A 19,214-nucleotide genomic window follows, 5' to 3' on the forward strand; every position below is an offset into this window, starting at 1 on the left:
ACCCGCGCCGGGCGGGCGTGTCGTCCTTCGGGATCAGCGGCACCAACGCGCACGTGATCCTGGAGCAGGCCGAGCCCGAGGCCGTGCCGGACGCTGTGGAGACGGCGGGGGCGATGCCCTGGGTGGTATCCGCCAAGTCCGAGGCGGCGCTGGACGCTCAGCTCGCGCGATTGGCAGAGCTTGATGAACTCCCTTCCGCTGAAGTGGCGTTCACCCTGCTCGGGCGGTCGCTCTTCCCGCACCGCGCGGTGGTCGTCGACGGGGTCGAGGTGGCCCGAGGAGTCGCGGGTGAGGGCGGGACGGCGTTCCTGTTCTCGGGGCAGGGCTCGCAGCGGCTCGGGATGGGCCGGGAGTTGTACGAACGGTTCCCGGTGTTCGCGCGGGCCTTCGACGAGGTGTGCGAGGCGTTCGAGGTTCCGGTTCGGGATGTCGTGTGGGGCGCGGACGCGGAGCTGTTGAGCCAGACCGCTTACGCCCAGGCCGGTTTGTTCGCCGTCGAGGTCGCGCTGTTCCGGCTCGTCGAATCGCTCGGTGTGCGGCCGGAGTTCGTGGCCGGGCACTCGATCGGTGAGGTCGCGGCCGCGCATGTCGCCGGGGTGTTCTCGCTGGCGGACGCCTGCGCGCTGGTGGCTGCTCGCGGTCGGCTGATGCAGGCGCTGCCGGAAGGCGGCGCGATGCTGGCGGTGCAGGCGACGGAGGACGAAGTCCTGCCACTGATCGGCGAGTTCGTCTCGATCGCGGCCGTCAACGGCCCGCACTCGATCGTCGTCTCCGGGACGGAGGAGGCCGTCGCGGAGATCGAGGCCCACTTCGCCGACCGCAAGACGAACCGGCTGCGCGTCTCCCACGCGTTCCACTCGCCGCTGATGGACCCGATGCTGGCGGACTTCCGTACGGTCCTCGACGGGCTGACGTACCAAGCCCCTTCGATTCCCGTCGTCTCCAACCTCACCGGTGAACTGGGCACGGATCTGTGCGCCCCCGACTACTGGGTGCGCCACGTCCGCGAGGCCGTCCGGTTCGCCGACGGCATCCGCACGCTGGAAGCCGCAGGTGTCACCCGCTTCCTCGAACTCGGCCCCGACGCCGTCCTCACCGCCCTCACCGCGAGCGCGCTGCCCGACGCCGAGGCCGAAGCGATCCCGGCGCTCCGCCGCGACCGGGCCGAGGAGCAGACCCTCGTCGACGCCCTCGCCCACCTCCACGTCCACGGCGCGACGGTGGACTGGGCCGCCCTGTTCGCCGCCACCGGCGGCCGGCACGTCGACCTGCCGACGTACGCCTTCCAGCGCCGCCGCTTCTGGCCCGCGCCCATCGCCGCCCGTGATGGCGACGTCCGCTCGGCCGGCCTCGGCGCCACCACGCACCCCATGCTCGGCGCCGCCGTCGAACTGGCCGACGAGGACGGGCTGCTGCTCACCGGACGGCTGTCGACCGCCGAACTCCCGTGGCTGGCCGACCACACCGTCCAGGGTGCGGTCCTGCTGCCCGGCGCGGGCCTGCTCGAACTCGCTCTGCGCGCCGCCGCCGAGGTCGGCTGCGAGCACGTGGAGGAACTGACGCTGGCCGCACCGCTGGTGCTGCCCGAGCACGGCGCACGACAGCTCCAGCTCCGCGTCGGCACGCCGGATGCGTCCGGCCGCCGGCAGCTCACGATCCACTCCCGGCCGGACGCGGATCCGGACGCCGGGTGGGTCCAGCACGCGGCCGGTTCGCTGGCCGTCAACGGCGGTGTCGAGGCGGAGTCCTTCGACGTCTGGCCGCCGGCCGACGCCGAGCCGATGCCGGTGGAGGGCGCCTACGAGCGGATGGCGGAGGCCGGCTTCGGCTACGGCCACGCCTTCCGGAACCTCCGTACGGCCTGGCGGCGCGGGAACGAGCTGTTCGCCGAGGTCGCGCTGCCGGAGGGCGTGGCGGCCGACGGCTTCGGTGTGCACCCGGCGCTGCTCGACGCCGCCATGCATGTCGCCATCGTGGACGCCGGGAGCGACGACACCGTGGTCCCGTTCGCGTGGACGGGCGCGGCGCTGCGCGCCGTCGGCGCGTCGGCGGTGCGGGTCCGGCTGGTCCGGCTCGACGGCGGCGGGCTGCGGCTCGACCTCGCCGACCCGGCGGGTGGCCCGGTGCTGACGGTGGCCTCCGTGAGGGGCCGGGCCGTCTCGGCGGCGCAGCTCGGCTCGGCCGATCCGCTCTACGCGGTCGAGTGGTCGGAGCTGCCGGCCGGTCCGGACGCGGGCACGGAGTGGACGGCCTGGGACGACCTGTCCGCCGAGGGCCCGGCTCCCGAGACCGTCGTCCTGGACTGCGCGGCCGTGGCCGCCCCGGCGGGCGACGTCCCGGCGGCCGTGCGCGCGGTGACGCAGTACGTGCTGCGCGCGGTGCAGGCCTGGCTGGTGGAGGAGCGGTTCGCGGCGTCGCGTCTGGTGGTGGTGACGCGGGGTGCGGCGGCGGTGGGTGCGGGCGAGCCGGTGGATCTGGCGCAGGCTCCGGTCTGGGGTCTGGTGCGGGCCGCGCAGGCGGAGAACCCGGGGCGCTTCGGGCTGCTGGACACGGATGGACAGGTGGTCGTCACCGCGGAGCCGGAGTCGGCCGTGCGCGGCGGGGCCGTTCACGTGCCGCGCCTGGGCCGTCTCCCGCTGGCAGAGGGTCCGGTCCCGGTCGGCGCGGAGGACACGGTACTGATCACCGGTGGTACGGGTGGCCTGGGGGCCGTCGTGGCGCGGTACCTGGTCGCCGAGTGCGGTGTGCGCAGTCTGGTGTTGACGAGCCGTCGCGGCCTGGCGGCTGCTGGCGCAGCGGAGTTGGTGGCGGAGCTGTCCGTCCTCGGTGCTGTCGTTGAGGTTCGTGCCTGCGATATGTCGGAGCGAGCGGCCGTCGCAGCGCTCATAGCGGGGATCCCGGAGCTCTCGGCGGTCATCCACGCCGCGGGCGAGGGTGACAACGGTCTGGTCGGTGCGCTCACGCCTGAGCGCATGGACACGGTCCTGGCCCCGAAGGCCGACGGCGCGTGGTTCCTGCACGAGCTGACGAGCCACCTGGATCTGACCGCCTTCGTGATGTTCTCCTCGGCCGGTGGCCTGGTCCTGACCGCCGGGCAGGGCAACTACGCGGCCGCGAACGTCTTCCTCGACGCCCTCGCCGCCCACCGCCGCGCCGCCGGCCTGCCCGCCACCTCGATGGCCTACGGCATGTGGGACGTCGGCGCCGGCCTCGGCCGCGACCTCGCGGACGTCGACCGGGCGCGGATGGCCGTCCAGGGCGTCCCCGTCCTCGACCACGCGACCGGCCTCGCCCTCTTCGCCACCGCGCTGCGCAGCGAGCACGCCGCCGTCGTCCCGATCCGGGTCGACGCGGCCGCCCTGCGGGCACGCACCGACGAGGTCCCCGCGCTCCTGCGCGCCCTCGCCGCGCCGCGCAGGCGCGCCGAGCTGCCCGCGAGCGGCCGCGCGGCCGGGACCGGCCTGGCCAAGCGCCTCGCCGGGCTGGGCGAGAGCGAGGGCCGGCGCCTGGCGCTGGACCTCGTGCGGACGGAGGTCGCCGCCGTGCTCGGCCACGCCTCCGCCGAGGCCATCGCGCCCGAGCGCGCGTTCCAGGAGCTCGGCTTCGACTCCCTCGCCGCGACCGACCTGCGCAACCGCCTCAACAAGCGCACCGGCCTGCGGCTGCCCGCCACGCTCGCCTTCGACTTCCCCAACGCGCGGGCCGTCGCGGGGCACCTCCTCGACCTGGCCGGCGCGGGCACGGAGGCGACGCCGAGGACCGGCACCGACGTCCGTCCGCACACCTCCGACGAGCCGATCGCGATCGTCGGCATGGCCTGCCGCTACCCCGGCGGCGCGGCCACGCCCGAGGAGCTGTGGCGGCTGCTGGTGGACGGCGTCGACACCGTCACCGGACTGCCGACCGACCGCGGCTGGGACATCGAGCACCTCTACGACCCCGAGCCCGGCAAGGAGGGCCACAGCTACACCCGCCACGGCAGCTTCCTCCACGACGCCGGCGACTTCGACCCCGGCTTCTTCGGGATCTCCCCGCGCGAGGCCCTCTACATGGACCCGCAGCAGCGGCTCCTGCTGGAGACCTCGTGGGAGGCCGTGGAGCGGGCGGGCATCGACCCGCTGTCCCTGCGCGGCAGCCGGACGGGCGTCTTCGCGGGCGTCATGTACCACGACTACGCGCTCAACACGAACCCCTCGGGCACCAGCGGTGGCAGCGTCGTCTCCGGCCGGGTGTCCTACACGCTGGGCCTGGAGGGCCCGGCGGTGACCGTGGACACCGCGTGCTCGTCGTCCCTCGTCGCCCTGCACCTGGCGGTCCAGGCGCTGCGCAGCGGTGAGTGCTCGCTGGCCCTGGCGGGCGGCGCGACGGTGATGTCCACGCCGGGCATGTTCATCGAGTTCTCGCGGCAGCGGGGGCTGTCGGCGGACGGCCGCTGCAAGGCGTTCGCGGGCGCGGCGGACGGTGTGGGCTGGTCGGAGGGCGTCGGGGTGCTGCTCGTGGAGCGGCTCTCCGACGCGGAGCGGCTCGGTCACCGGGTGCTTGCGGTGATCCGCGGCACCGCCGTCAACCAGGACGGCGCGAGCAACGGCTTCTCGGCGCCGAACGGTCCGTCGCAGCAGCGGGTGATCCGCCAGGCGCTGGCGAGCGCCCGGCTGTCCCCGGCGGACGTCGACGCCGTCGAGGCCCACGGCACGGGCACCACGTTGGGCGACCCGATCGAGGCGCAGGCGGTCCTGGCGACCTACGGCCAGGACCGTGAACTCCCGCTCCTGCTGGGCTCGATCAAGTCGAACATCGGGCACGCGCAGGCCGCTGCCGGTGTGGCCGGCGTGATCAAGATGGTGCTGGCGATGCAGCACGGGGTGCTTCCGCGGTCGCTGCACATCGACCGGCCCTCGCCGCACGTCGAGTGGTCGGAGGGTGCGGTCGAGCTGCTGGCCGATGCCAGGGACTGGCCGGCGACCGGCCGTCCGCGCCGGGCGGGTGTGTCCGCCTTCGGGATCAGCGGGACCAACGCGCACGTGATCGTCGAGCAGGGGCCCGAAGCGGTGGTCGAACCCGCCGATGGTGGAGGGGACCTGGGCACGCTGCCGTGGCTGCTCGCCGCGGCGACGCCGGAGGCCCTGCGGGTGCAGGCCGAGCGGCTCGCGGCCTTCGTCGGCGCGCGCCCGGAGCTCGACGCCCTGGACGTCGCCCACTCGCTGGTCGCGACGCGGCCGGCACTGGAGCACCGCGCGGCGCTGCTCGGCGCGGACCGGGCGGAGCTGCTGGTCGGACTGGACGCGCTGAGCCGGGGTGAACTCGTCCCCGGCGCGACCGTCTCGTCCGCCCGGGCGGGTGGGGCGACGGCGTTCCTGTTCTCCGGGCAGGGCTCGCAACGGCTCGGGATGGGCCGGGAGTTGTACGAACGCTTCCCGGTGTTCGCGCGGGCCTTCGACGAGGTGTGCGCGACGCTGGAGGTTCCGGTTCGGGACGTCGTGTGGGGCGCGGACGCGGAGCTGCTGAACCGGACGGAGTACGCCCAGGCCGGGTTGTTCGCCGTCGAGGTGGCGCTCTACCGGCTGGTCGAATCGCTGGGTGTGCGGCCGGAGTTCGTGGCCGGGCACTCGATCGGTGAGGTCGCGGCCGCGCATGTCGCCGGGGTGTTCTCGCTGGCGGACGCCTGCGCGCTGGTGGCTGCTCGCGGTCGGCTGATGCAGGTGCTGCCGGAAGGCGGCGCGATGCTGGCCGTGCAGGCGACGGAGGACGAAGTCCTGCCGCTGCTCGGTGAGTTCGTGTCGATCGCGGCCGTCAACGGCCCGACCTCCGTGGTCGTCTCCGGCACGGAGGAGGCCGTCGCGGAGATCGCGGCGCACTTCGCCGACCGCAGGACCACGCGGCTGCGGGTCTCGCACGCGTTCCACTCGCCGCTGATGGACCCGATGCTGGAGGACTTCCGGACGGTCCTCGACGGGCTGACGTACCATGCGCCGTCGATTCCCGTCGTCTCCAACCTGACCGGCGACCTGGCCGAAGGCCTTCAGGGGCCCGACTACTGGGTGCGCCACGCCCGCGAGGCCGTCCGCTTCGCCGACGGCATCCGCACGCTGGAGGCCGCGGGCGTCCGCCGCTACCTCGAACTCGGCCCCGACGCCGTCCTGTCCGGCCTGGTGCGGGGCGTCCTGGACGACCCGACGGGCACCGGTACGTGCGTCGTGCCCGCCCTGCACACGGACCGGGGCGAGCAGGCGAGCCTGGTCGGCGCGCTCGGCCGGCTGCACACGGCCGGGGCCGAGGTGGACTGGTCCGTCCTCTTCGCCGGCACCGGCGCCCGGACGGTGGACCTGCCCACCTACGCGTTCCAGCACCGTCGGTTCTGGCTCGACGCGACGACCCCGACCGGGGACCTGGGCGCGGTCGGCGTGGGCGCCTTCGCGCACCCGCTGCTCGGCGCCGCCGTCGACCTGTCCCACACGGACGGGTTCCTCCTCACCGGCCGGGTGTCGCTGGAGTCCCACCCGTGGCTGGCCGACCACCAGGTCCTGGACACCGTCCTCGTCCCGGGCGCGGCACTGGTCGAACTCGCCCTGCGGGCCGCGACCGAGGCCGGGTGCGAGTTGCTGGAGGAACTGACGCTGGCCGCACCGCTGGTGCTGCCCGAGCACGGCGCCGTCCAACTGCACGTACGGGTCGGTGGCCCGGACGCCTCGGAGCGGCGCGCGGTCACCGTCCACTCCCGCCTGGACGGGGACCCGGACGCCGGGTGGGTGCAGCACGCGGCCGGTTCGCTGGCCGTCGGCGCAGCGGTGGAGGCCGAGTCCTTCGACGTCTGGCCGCCGGTCGGTGCGGAGGCGTTGCCGGTGGAGGGTGCGTACGAGCGGATGGCGGCGGCCGGGTTCGGCTACGGTCCGGTCTTCCAGGGCCTGCGCGCGGCCTGGCGGCGCGGCGACGAGCTGTTCGCCGAGGTCGCGCTGCCCGAGGGCGTGGCGGCCGACGGCTTCGGTGTGCACCCGGCGCTGCTCGACGCCGCCATGCACGCCGCGATCCTGGCCGGCGGCGGCGAGCGCGAGACCATGATCCCGTTCGCGTGGACCGGCGTGAGGCTGTCCGCCGTCGGTGCCTCGGCGGTGCGGGTGCGGATCCTCCGGCTCGACGGGGGTGGGCTGCGGCTCCACCTCGCCGATCCGGCGGGCGGGCCGGTGCTGGCCGTGGCGTCGATGGTGGGGAGGGCGGTGTCGGCGGAGCAGCTGGGTTCGGTCGACCCGCTGTACGGCATCGAGTGGGCGGAGCTGTCCAACTCGGCTGCCGCAGAGGACTCCTGGGCGCACTGGGACGCCCTGCCCGCCGAGGGCCCGGTCCCCGGGACCGTGGTCCTGGACTGTGGCGCCTTCGTGAGCCCCGAGGACGTTCCGAGCGGTGTTCGCGTGAACGTCGACGCGGTGTTGGCGGTCCTTCAGGTGTGGTTGGCGGAGGAGCGGTTCGCGGCGTCGCGTCTGGTGGTGGTGACGCGGGGTGCGGTGGCGGTGGGTGCGGGTGAGCCGGTGGATCTGGCGCAGGCTCCGGTGTGGGGTCTGGTGCGGGCGGCGCAGGCGGAGAACCCGGGGCGCTTCGGGCTGCTGGACACGGACGGGGAGGTGGTCGTCACCGCGGAGCCGGAGTCGGCCGTGCGCGGCGGGGCCGTTCACGTGCCGCGGCTGGGCCGTCTTCCGTTGCCGGAGGGTCCGGTCCCGGTCGGCGCGGAGGACACGGTGCTGATCACCGGTGGTACGGGTGGCCTGGGGGCCGTCGTGGCGCGGTACCTGGTGGCCGAGTGTGGTGTGCGGAGTCTGGTGTTGACGAGCCGTCGCGGCCTGGAGGCTCCTGGCGCGCCGGAGCTGGTGGCGGAGCTGTCCGCCGTCGGCGCGGCCGTCGACGTCCGCGCCTGTGACATGGCGGACCGCGACGCGGTCGCTGCTCTGGTCGATGCGATCCCGGGTCTGTCGGCCGTGGTCCACGCCGCGGGCGTGGGTGACAACGGTCTGGTGGGTGCGCTCACGCCTGAGCGGATGGCCGCTGTGCTGGCCCCGAAGGCCGACGGCGCGTGGTTCCTGCACGAGCTGACGAGCCACCTGGATCTGGCCGCCTTCGTGATGTTCTCCTCGGCCGGTGGCCTGGTCCTGACCGCCGGTCAGGGCAACTACGCGGCCGCGAACGTCTTCCTCGACGCCCTCGCCGTCCACCGCCGCGCCGCCGGCCTGCCCGCCACCTCGATGGCCTACGGCATGTGGGACGTCGGCGCCGGCCTGGGCGAGCACCTCTTGGAGCTGAACCGCAATCGCATGGCAGCGCAGGGCGTCCCGCCGCTCACCCGTGAGGCCGGCCTGGCGCTGTTCGCCACCGCGCTGCGCAGCGAGCACGCCGCCGTCGTCCCGATCCGGGTCGACGCGGCCGCCCTGCGGGCCCGCACCGACGAGGTCCCCGCGCTCCTGCGCGCCCTCGTCCCGGCCGCCCGCCGCACGGCAGCCCACGTCCCGGCGCCGGTCGCGCCGGCCGACGGCCTCGCGGCCCGGCTCGCCGGGCTGCCGGAGGCGGAGCAGCGACGGATCGTCCTCGACCTCGTCCGGGCCCGGGTGGCCGGGCTGCTCGGCCACGAGTCGGGCGACGCGATCGAGCCGGACCGCGCGTTCCAGGAGCTCGGCTTCGACTCCCTCGCCGCGACCGACCTGCGCAACCAGCTCAACACCCTGACCGGCCTGCGCCTGCCCGCGACCCTCGCCTTCGACCACCCGAACGCCGAGGCGGTGACGGGCCACATCGTCACCGAGCTGGCCGCCCGGACCGGAGCCGCGAGCGGGGACGGGCGGGACACGGAGGCCGACCTGCGCGCCGCGCTGCAGTCGATCCCGACCCGCCGCCTCCGTGACGCGGGCCTGGTCGACGCCCTGCTCGATCTGGCCGACGACCGGGGCCGTCCCGTCCATCCCACGGCGACGGACGTCCGCCACGACCCGATCGCGATCGTCGGTATGTCCTGCCGCTACCCGGGCGGGGTGACCACGCCCGAGGAGCTGTGGCGCCTGGTGACCTCCGGCGGGGACGCGATCTCCCCGTTCCCCGCCGATCGCGGCTGGGACCTGTCCGCGCTCCGCACCGAGGGCTCGTACTACACCCGCGAGGGCGGATTCCTCGACGGCGCCGCCGAGTTCGACCCCGGCTTCTTCGGGATCTCCCCGCGCGAGGCCCTCTCGATGGACCCCCAGCAGCGGCTCACCCTGGAGCTCTCCTGGGAGGCACTGGAGCGCGCCGGCATCGACCCGACCGGCCTGCGCGGCACCCGCACCGGCGTCTTCGCCGGGGTGATGTACCACGACTACCCGGGCAGTGACGGCAACGGCAGCGTCGTGGCCGGCCGCGTCTCGTACGAGCTCGGCCTGGAGGGGCCGGCGGTCGCGGTGGACACCGCCTGCTCCTCCTCGCTGGTCGCGCTGCACCTGGCCGTCCAGGCGCTGCGGCAGGGCGACTGCTCGCTCGCGATCACGGGCGGCGTGACCGTCATGGCCACGCCGGGCGTGTTCGCCGAGTTCGGCCGACAGGGCGCGCTGGCCCCGGACGGACGGTGCAAGTCCTTCGCGACCGCCGCCGACGGCACCGGCTTCGCCGAAGGCGCCGGCTTCCTGGTCGTCGAGCGGCTGTCGGACGCCCTGCGCAACGGGCACCCGGTCCTGGCGCTCGTGCGGGGCAGCGCGGTGAACCAGGACGGTGCGTCGAACGGCCTGACGGCGCCGAACGGCCCGTCGCAGCAGCGGGTGATCCGGCAAGCGCTCGCCAACGCCCGCCTCGGCGCCGACCAGGTCGACGTGGTCGAGGCGCACGGTACCGGTACGACACTGGGTGACCCGATCGAGGCACAGGCCCTGCTCGCGACGTACGGCCAGGGCCGCCCCGAGGAACTGCCCCTCCTCCTCGGCTCGATCAAGTCGAACATCGGCCACACCCAGGCCGCGGCCGGTGTCGCCGGTGTGATCAAGATGGTGCTCGCGATGCACAACGGCGAGCTGCCGTCGACACTGCACGTGGACGAGCCGAGCGCGAACGTGGACTGGTCGGAGGGGGCCGTCCGGCTGCTGACCGAACCCCGGCCCTGGGCTGCGGGCGACCGTCCGCGCCGCGCCGGCGTGTCCTCCTTCGGCATCAGCGGTACCAACGCCCACGTGATCATCGAGGAGGCCCCGGCGGCCGTCCCGTCCACGGTGGTGCCGGAGGTCGAACCGGGGGCTGTCCCGTGGCTGCTGTCCGCCGTGACCCCGGAGGCCCTGCGGGCGCAGGCCGAGCGGCTGCTCGCGGCCGACGCCGACGCCCGTCCGATGGACGTCGCGTACTCGCTGGCGACGACCCGTGCCGCGCTCGAACACCGCGTCGCCGTGGTCGGCGACGGGCCGGAGCAACTCCTCGCCGGCCTCCGGGCGGTGGTGGACGGCGAGGCGCTGACCGGCGTCGCGACGAGCGGGCGGGTGGCCTTCCTCTTCTCCGGGCAGGGGACGCAGCGGCTCGGCATGGGGCGCGAGTTGTCTGCGCGCTTCCCGGTGTTCGCGGAGGCGTTCGATGAGGTGTGCGCGGGTCTGGACGTGCCTGTGCGCGAGGTGGTGTGGGGTGCGGACGCGGAGCTGCTGAACCGGACGGAGTACGTCCAGGCGGGCCTGTTCGCGGTCGAGGTGGCGCTGTTCCGGCTCGTCGAATCGCTGGGTGTGCGGCCGGAGTTCGTGGCCGGGCACTCGATCGGTGAGGTCGCGGCCGCGCATGTCGCCGGGGTGTTCTCGCTCGCGGACGCCTGCGCGCTGGTGGCTGCTCGCGGCCGGCTGATGCAGGCGCTGCCGGAAGGCGGCGCGATGCTGGCCGTGCAGGCGACGGAGGACGAAGTCCTGCCGCTGCTGGGTGAGTTCGTGTCGATCGCGGCCGTCAACGGCCCGCGCTCGATCGTCGTGTCCGGCACGGAGGAGGCCGTCTCGGCGATCGAGGCCCACTTCGCCGACCGCAGGACGAACCGCCTACGGGTTTCGCACGCGTTCCACTCGCCGCTGATGGACCCGATGCTGGCGGACTTCCGTACGGTCCTCGACGGGCTGACGTACCACGCGCCGTCGATTCCCGTCGTCTCCAACCTCACCGGTGAACTGGGTACGGATCTGTGCGCCCCCGACTACTGGGTGCGCCACGTCCGCGATGCCGTCCGCTTCGCCGACGGCATCCGGACCCTCCACGAGGCCGGCGTCCGCCGTTTCCTCGAACTCGGCCCCGACGCCGTCCTCACCGCCCTCACCGCGAGCGCGCTGCCCGACGCCGAGGCCGAAGCGATCCCGGCGCTGCGCCGCGGCCGCGACGAGGAGCGGACCGTCGTCGAGGCGCTGGCCCGCCTCCACATGCTCGGCGTCCCGGTGGACTGGTCCGGCCTCTACGAGGGGACGGGCGCCCGCCGGATCGCCCTGCCGACGTACGCCTTCCAGCACCGCCGCTTCTGGACGGACGCCTCGGCGTTCTTCCCCACGGCCGAGTCCGCCGGGCTCCGGAACGCCGAGCACCCGCTACTCACCGGCTCGCTCGAACTGGCCGGTACCGCCGGGCTGGTGCTCACCGGCCGGCTGTCGGCCCGGTCGCACGGGTGGCTGGCGGACCATGTCGTCGCGGGCTCGGTCCTGGTGCCGGGCACGGCGCTGGTGGAGCTGGCGGTGCGCGCCGGCGACGAGGCCGGCTGCGACCTGGTCGAGGAGCTGACCATGGCCGCACCGCTGGTCCTGCCCGAGGACGGGTCCGTCCGGATCCAGGTGCGCCTGGCCGAGCCGGACGAGTCCGGCCGTCGCGCGGTCGGCATCCACTCCACGGCGGACACCGGTCCGGATCCGGTCTGGACCCTGCACGCGAGTGGCGTGCTGGGCTCGGGCGCGGTGCCGCCGGCGTTCGACGCCGCGGTGTGGCCGCCGTCCGACGCGGAGGTGGTCGACACGGCCGGGCTGTACGAGGGGCTGGCGGAGGCCGGGTTCGGGTACGGCCCGGCGTTCCAGGGCCTCCAGGCCGCCTGGCGGCGCGGGGACGAGCTCTTCGCGGAGGTCGCCCTGCCCGAGGGCACCGACGGAAGCGGCTTCGGCCTGCACCCGGCGCTGTTCGACGCCTGCCTCCACGGCTTCGCCTTGGCGGGCTCCGGCGAGGTCGGCGGGGTGCCGTTCGCCTGGGAGAACGTGGCGCTGCACGCCTCCGGGGCGTCCGCGGTGCGGGTGCGCCTGACGCGGTCGGCCTCCGGCGAGCTGGCGCTCGCCCTGGCCGACGCCGACGGCAGGCCGGTGGCCTCGGTCGGCGCGCTGACGGTGCGCCCGATCGCCGCCGGGCAGCCGGCTGCTGGGACGCGGGTGGGCCGGGACGAGCTCTTCCGGGTGGACTGGGTGCCGGTGAAGGCCTCCGAGGCGCCGGAGTTCGTGGCGGTGGAGTCGCTGGCGGACGTGCCGGTGGAGGTGCCGCCGGTGGTGGTCATCGAGACGGCCGCCGTCGACGACGACGTGCACGCGCGGACGGCGCAGGCGCTGGAGCTGGTGCAGGGCTGGCTGGCGGAGGAGCGTTTCGCGGGCTCGCGGCTGGTGTTCGTGACGCGTGGTGTGGTGGCGGGCGAGGACCTGCCGGGCGCTGCGGTGTGGGGTCTGGTGCGGTCGGCGATGTCGGAGGAGCCGGGCCGGTTCGGCCTGGTGGATCTGGCCGGTTCGGAAGAACTGCCGCCCGCCGCCCTGGGCGTGGACGAGCCGCAGCTGCTGGTCCGCGACGGTGAGATCCTCGCGGCCCGGCTCGCCCGGACCGAACCGACGCCCGACGCGACCGTGTGGCGGGGTGAGGGGACGGTTCTGATCACCGGCGGTACGGGCGGCCTCGGCCGTCTGGTCGCCCGGCATCTCGCGGCGGAGCACGGCGTGCGCAGCCTGCTGCTGGTCAGCCGTCGCGGCGCGGACGCCGAGGGCGTCGACGCGCTGCTCGCCGAGCTGGCTGCACTCGGCGCGGACGTGGCGGTCGAGGCGTGTGACGTGGCCGATGAGGCCGCCGTCGCCGAGCTGTTCGCCCGGCACGAGATCCGCGCGGTCGTCCACACGGCGGGGGTGCTCGACGACGGTGTGGTCAGCTCGCTGACCCCCGAGAGGGTCTCCGCCGTCCTGCGCCCGAAGGCGGACGCCGCGTGGAACCTCCACCGGGCCGCCGACAACGTCGACGCCTTCGTCCTGTTCTCGTCGATGGCCGGCACGTTCGGCAGCGCGGGCCAGGGCGCCTATGCGGCGGGCAATGCCTACCTGGACGCGCTGGCACTGCACCGGCGTTCGCTCGGCCTGCCCGCCGTCTCGCTCGCCTGGGGCCCCTGGTCCGACGTGGCCGGAATGACCGGCACCCTCACCGACGCCGAGCGCGAGCGGATGACCCGCGCCGGAGTGCCGCCGCTCGGTCCGGAGCACGGGCTGGCACTGTTCGACGCGGTCGCCACCGGCGTCGAGCCGGTCGTCCTCCCCGTCCGGCTCGACCTTCCTGTTCTCCGGGAGCGGGGCAACGCCCCCGCTCTGCTGCGCGGCCTGGTCCGGACCCCGGTGCGCCGGGCGGCCACGGCCCCCGCTGCGGTCGATCTGACCCGGCGGTTGTCGGGCCTGGGCGCGGACGAGCGGGGTGCGGCGGTCCTGGACCTGGTGCGTGACCAGATCGCCGTGGTGCTGGGCCACGACGGCCGGTCGACGGTGGACCCGTCGCGGGCGTTCCATGACCTCGGCTTCGACTCGCTCACGGCGGTCGAACTGCGCAACCGGCTGAAGTCCGTGACCGGTCTCCGGCTGCCGGCCACCGTCGTGTTCGACTACCCGACCGCCGACGCGCTCGCGCGCTTCCTGCTGGAGGGCCTGTTCGGCGCCCCGGAGACGGCGGACCTGCGACCGGCGGCCCTGCCGGTGCCCTCCGACGACCCGATCGTCCTCGTCGGGATGGCCTGTCGCTACCCCGGTGGCGTGGCGTCGCCGGAGGACCTGTGGCGGCTGGTAGCCGACGGCGTGGACGCGGTGTCGGAGTTCCCGGCCGACCGTGGCTGGGACGTCGAGACCCTCTACGACCCGGACCCGGAGCACAGCGGCACGTCCTACACCCGCACGGGCGGGTTCCTGCGGGAGGCGGCGGCGTTCGACGCGGCGTTCTTCGGGATGAGCCCGCGTGAGGCGCTGGCGACGGACGCGCAGCAGCGCCTGCTGCTGGAGACCTCGTGGGAGGCGCTCGAGCGGGCCGGGATCGACCCGGTGTCGCTGCGCGGCAGCCGGACGGGAGTGTTCGCGGGCGTGATGTACGCGGACTACGCGAACCTGCTCGGCGGCCGTGAGTTCGAGGGGCACCAGGGCAGCGGCAGCGCGGGAAGCGTGGCCTCGGGCCGGGTGTCCTACACGCTGGGCCTGGAGGGACCGGCGGTGACCGTCGACACGGCGTGCTCCTCCTCCCTGGTGGCGATGCACCTGGCCGCGCAGGCGCTGCGCAGCGGTGAGTGCACGCTGGCCCTGGCCGGCGGCGTCACCGTGATGTCCACCCCGGCGACGTTCGTCGAGTTCTCCCGGCAGCGCGGCCTGGCCGCCGACGGCCGCAGCAAGGCCTTCGCCGAGGCGGCGGACGGCGTCGGCTGGGGCGAGGGCATCGGCATGGTGGTGCTGGAGCGCCTGTCGGACGCCCGTCGCAACGGGCACCGCGTCCTTGCCGTTCTGCGGGGGAGCGCCGTCAACCAGGACGGTGCGTCCAACGGCCTCACCGCGCCGAACGGCCCGTCGCAGCAGCGGGTGATCCGGCAGGCCCTCGCGAGCGCCGGGCTGTCGACCGCCGACGTCGACGCCGTCGAGGCGCACGGCACGGGCACGACGCTGGGCGACCCGATCGAGGCACAGGCGCTCCTGGCGACGTACGGGCAGGACCGTGACGTCCCGCTGCTGCTCGGCTCGATCAAGTCGAACATCGGCCATTCCCAGGCCGCGGCCGGCGTCGCCGGTGTGATCAAGATGGTGCTGGCGATGCAGCACGGAGTGCTCCCGCAGTCCCTGCACATCGACTCGCCCTCCACCCATGTCGACTGGACGGCCGGCGCCGTCGAGCTGCTCACCGAGCGCACCGACTGGCCGGCCACCGACCACCCGCGCCGCGCGGGCGTGTCGTCCTTCGGGATCAGCGGCACCAACGCGCACGTCATCCTGGAACTGCCCGCATCGGGGGAGACGGAGGACCGGGCGGCCCCCGGCCTGGTGCCGTGGGTGGTGTCCGCCAAGTCGGAGGCGGCGCTGGACGCGCAGCTCGTGCGGCTCACGGACGCCGACGAGCTCCGCGCCGCCGACGTGGCGTTCACCCTGGCCGGACGGTCGGCGCTGCCGCACCGCACCGTGCTCGTGGACGGCGTGGAAGTGGCCCGGGGGGTCGCGGCCGACGGCAGGACGGCGTTCCTGTTCTCCGGACAGGGCTCGCAACGGCTCGGCATGGGGCGGGAGTTGTACGAACGGTTCCCGCTGTTCGCCCGGGCCTTCGACGAGGTGTGCGAGGCGCTGGAGCTTCCGCTTCGGGACGTCGTGTGGGGTTCGGACGCGGAGCTGCTGAGCCAGACCGCTTACGCCCAGGCCGGTTTGTTCGCCGTCGAGGTGGCGCTCTACCGGCTCGTCGAATCGCTGGGCGTCCGTGCGGAGTTCGTGGCCGGGCACTCGATCGGTGAGGTGGCCGCGGCGCACGTGGCCGGGGTGTTCTCGCTGGCGGACGCCTGCGCGCTGGTGGCTGCTCGCGGCCGGCTGATGCAGGCGCTGCCGGAAGGCGGCGCGATGCTGGCCGTGCAGGCGACGGAGGACGAAGTCCTGCCGCTGCTCGGCGAGTTCGTGTCGATCGCGGCCGTCAACGGTCCGCGCTCGATCGTGGTCTCGGGCGCGGAAGACGCCGTCGCGGCGGTCGAGGCGCACTTCGCCGACCGCCGGACCACGCGGCTGCGGGTGTCCCACGCGTTCCACTCGCCGCTGATGGACCCGATGCTGGAGGACTTCCGTACGGTCCTCAACGGGCTGACGTACCAAGCCCCTTCGATTCCCGTCGTCTCCAACCTCACCGGTGAACTGGGTGCGGATCTGTGCGCCCCCGACTACTGGGTGCGCCACGTCCGCGAGGCCGTCCGCTTCGCCGACGGCATCCGGACCCTCCACGAGGCCGGCGTCCGCCGCTATCTCGAACTCGGCCCCGACGCCGTCCTCACCGCCCTCACCGCGGGCGCGCTGCCCGAGGACGCCGACACCGTGGCCACCCCGGCGCTCCGCAAGGACCGCCCCGAGGAGGCGAGCCTCCTCCGGGCCCTCGCAGGCCTGCACGTCCACGGCGTGAAGGTCGACTGGCGGGCCCTGCTCGCCGGAGCGGGCCGGCACCTCGCCGAGCTCCCGACCTACCCGTTCGAGCACCGGGACTACTGGCCGACCGGCCTGGCCGGCGGCCGGGGCGCCGAGTCCGCCGGGCTCAGGAACGCCGAACACCCGCTGCTCACCGGCTCGCTGGAGCTGGCGGACAGCGACGGCCTCCTGTTCACCGGCCGGCTGTCGGTGCGCTCCCACCCGTGGGCGGCGGACCACGTCGTCATGGGCTCGGTCCTGGTGCCGGGCACGGCGCTGGTCGAGCTGGCCGTGCGCGCGGGCGACGAGGTCGGTTGCGACGTCGTCGAGGAGCTGACGCTCGCCGCGCCGCTGGTCCTCCCGGGGACGGCCGCCGTGCAGCTCCAGGTCGCCGTCGGGGCGCCGGACGACGCGGGCCGCCGGCCTGTGACCGTCCACTCCCGGCCCGGCTCGGGCGGCCCGCACCCGTGGACCCTGCACGCCGGCGGTGTGCTGGGCACGGGGACGGGCACGGCACCGACGGCGTTCGACGCCTCCGTGTGGCCGCCGGCGGGCGCCGAGCAGGTCGACCTGACCGGCCTCTACGACGGCCTGGCGGACGCCGGGTTCGGGTACGGCCCGGCGTTCCAGGGCCTCCGGGCGGTCTGGCGCCGCGGCGACGAGCTCTTCGCGGACGTCGCCCTGCCCGAGGGCGTCGAGGGCGGCGCCTACGGCCTGCACCCGGCCCTGTTCGACGCCTGCCTGCACACGCTCGCCGTGGGCGGCACTCCTGGGGAGGGCGGCGCCGGGGTGCCGTTCGCGTGGGAGGACGTCGCGCTGCACGCCTCCGGGGCGTCCGCGCTGCGGGTCCGGCTGGCGCCGTCGGCGTCCGGTGGGCTGGCGTTGGCCGCGGCCGACGCGCACGGCCGGCCGGTCGCGTCGGTGGGCTCGCTCACCGTCCGGCCGATCGCCGCCGAGCAGCTCGGCGCGGGGGCCCGCCCGGCGGGCCACGACGCGCTGTTCCGCGTCGACTGGGTGCCGGTGCGGACACCCGCCGCCACGGACGTGGCGTTCGTCGCCGTCGAGCCGACCGCGCAGGCGCTGGCCGGGCTCGCCGCACGGTCCGACGTGCCGCCGGTGGTGCTGGCCGAACTCCCGGGCGGCGGAGCCAAGTCGGTGCACGCCCGGGTGACCGCCGTCCTGGAAACGGTCCAGACGTGGCTCGCACAGGAGGCCTTCGCCGCCTCGCGGCTGGTGTTCGTCACCCGGGGCGCGGTGTCCGGCGCCGACCTCGCCGGTGCGGCGGCCTGGGGCCTCGTCCGCTCGGCGGCCTCGGAGGAGCCCGGCCGGTTCGGCCTGCTCGACCTGGGCACCGCCGAGACGGAGCTCCTGCCCGCCGTCCTCACCGTCGACGAGCCGCAACTGTTGCTCCGGGAGGGCGAGTTGTTCGCCGCCCGGCTGGCTCGGGAGGAGCGTGCGGCGGAGGCCCCGAGCTGGCCCACCGAGGGCACGGTGCTGATCACCGGCGGCACCGGCGGCCTGGGCCGCCTGGTGGCCCGCCACCTCGCCGCCGAGCACGGCGTGCGCGGCCTGCTCCTCGTCAGCCGCAGCGGCGCCGCCGCCGACGGCGTGGCCGAACTGGTCGCCGAACTGGCCGACCTCGGCGCCGAGACGGCCGTCGAGGCCTGCGACGTCGCCGACGAGGCGGCTGTCGCCGGGCTGTTCGCCCGCCACGACGTCCGCGCGGTCGTGCACACCGCGGGCGTCCTGGACGACGGGACGATCGGCGCGCTCACGCCCGAGCGGGTCAGCGCCGTCCTGCGCCCGAAGGCGGACGCGGCGTGGAACCTCCACCGGGCCGCCGAAGGTGTCGAGGCCTTCGTCCTGTTCTCCTCGGCGGCCGGCACGCTCGGCAACCCCGGCCAGGGCAACTACGCGGCCGCCAACGCCTTCCTGGACGCACTCGCCCGCCACCGCCACTCCCTCGGGCTGCCTGCCGTCTCCCTGGCCTGGGGCCCGTGGACCGGCACCGGCGGCATGACCGGCACCCTCACCGAGGCCGAGGCCGAACGGCTGGCCCGGGCCGGTATGCCGCCGCTCACGCCGGAACTGGGCCTCGCGCTGTTCGACGCGACCACGGCCGGGACGGCACCCGCCGTCCTGCCGCTGCGCCTCGACCCGGCCGCCCTGAGCCGGCGCGGCGAGATCCCCCCGCTCCTGCGTGGCCTGGTGCGCGCTCCGGTGCGCCGGGGCGCGGCCGCGGGCGGCGGCGCCGGGTTCCTCCGGCAGCTGACCGAACTGCCGGGCGCGGAACGGCAGGAGGTGTTGCTGAACGCGGTCCGACAGCAGGTGGCCGCGGTCCTCGGCCACACCGAGGCCTCCGGCGTCGACCCGCAGCGGGCCTTCCAGGACCTCGGGCTGGACTCCCTGACGGCCGTCGAACTGCGCAACCGCCTGGGCTCGCTGGTGGGCCTGCGGCTGCCGGCCACCCTGGTCTTCGACCACCCGACGGTGGCGGAGTTGGTGGAGCACCTCTTCGACCGGCTCGGCCTGGCGCCCGAGCCCACCGTCGGACCGGCGGCGCTGCTGGCCGAACTCGACCGGATCGAGCTGGCGTTCGGAACGGTCGAGGTGAACGGATCGGCCGAGGAGCTGTTCGACCAGGTGGCCGCCCGCCTGGAGGTGCTGCGCTCGAAGTGGCTCGCCGCCCGCGGCGCCGCCGCCGACGGGCCCACGGGCTCCGGGGCCTTCGACTTCGAGTCCGCCTCGGACGACGAGATGTTCGACCTCCTGGACCACGAGCTGGGCCTGTCCGACTGACCCGATCCGGCCCTCCACCCGTCGCGGGAGCCCAGCCCTGGGCCCCCGCGACGGGTCTTCGTGCCCGCG

Annotated in this window: 1 protein-coding gene; it reads left to right on the top strand. The window is 75.0% G+C overall.

Translation table 11 applies throughout. From position 1 onward, the window contains the following. Nucleotides 1-17 precede the first annotated feature (17 nt). On the top strand, nt 18-19,145 hold the full coding sequence (locus tag ACZ3YL_RS20235; protein ID WP_465658824.1) for an SDR family NAD(P)-dependent oxidoreductase: 19,128 nt from the start codon (nt 18-20) through the stop codon (nt 19,143-19,145). Nucleotides 19,146-19,214 lie beyond the last annotated feature (69 nt).

Source organism: Kitasatospora sp. NPDC023176 (assembly GCF_055560495.1).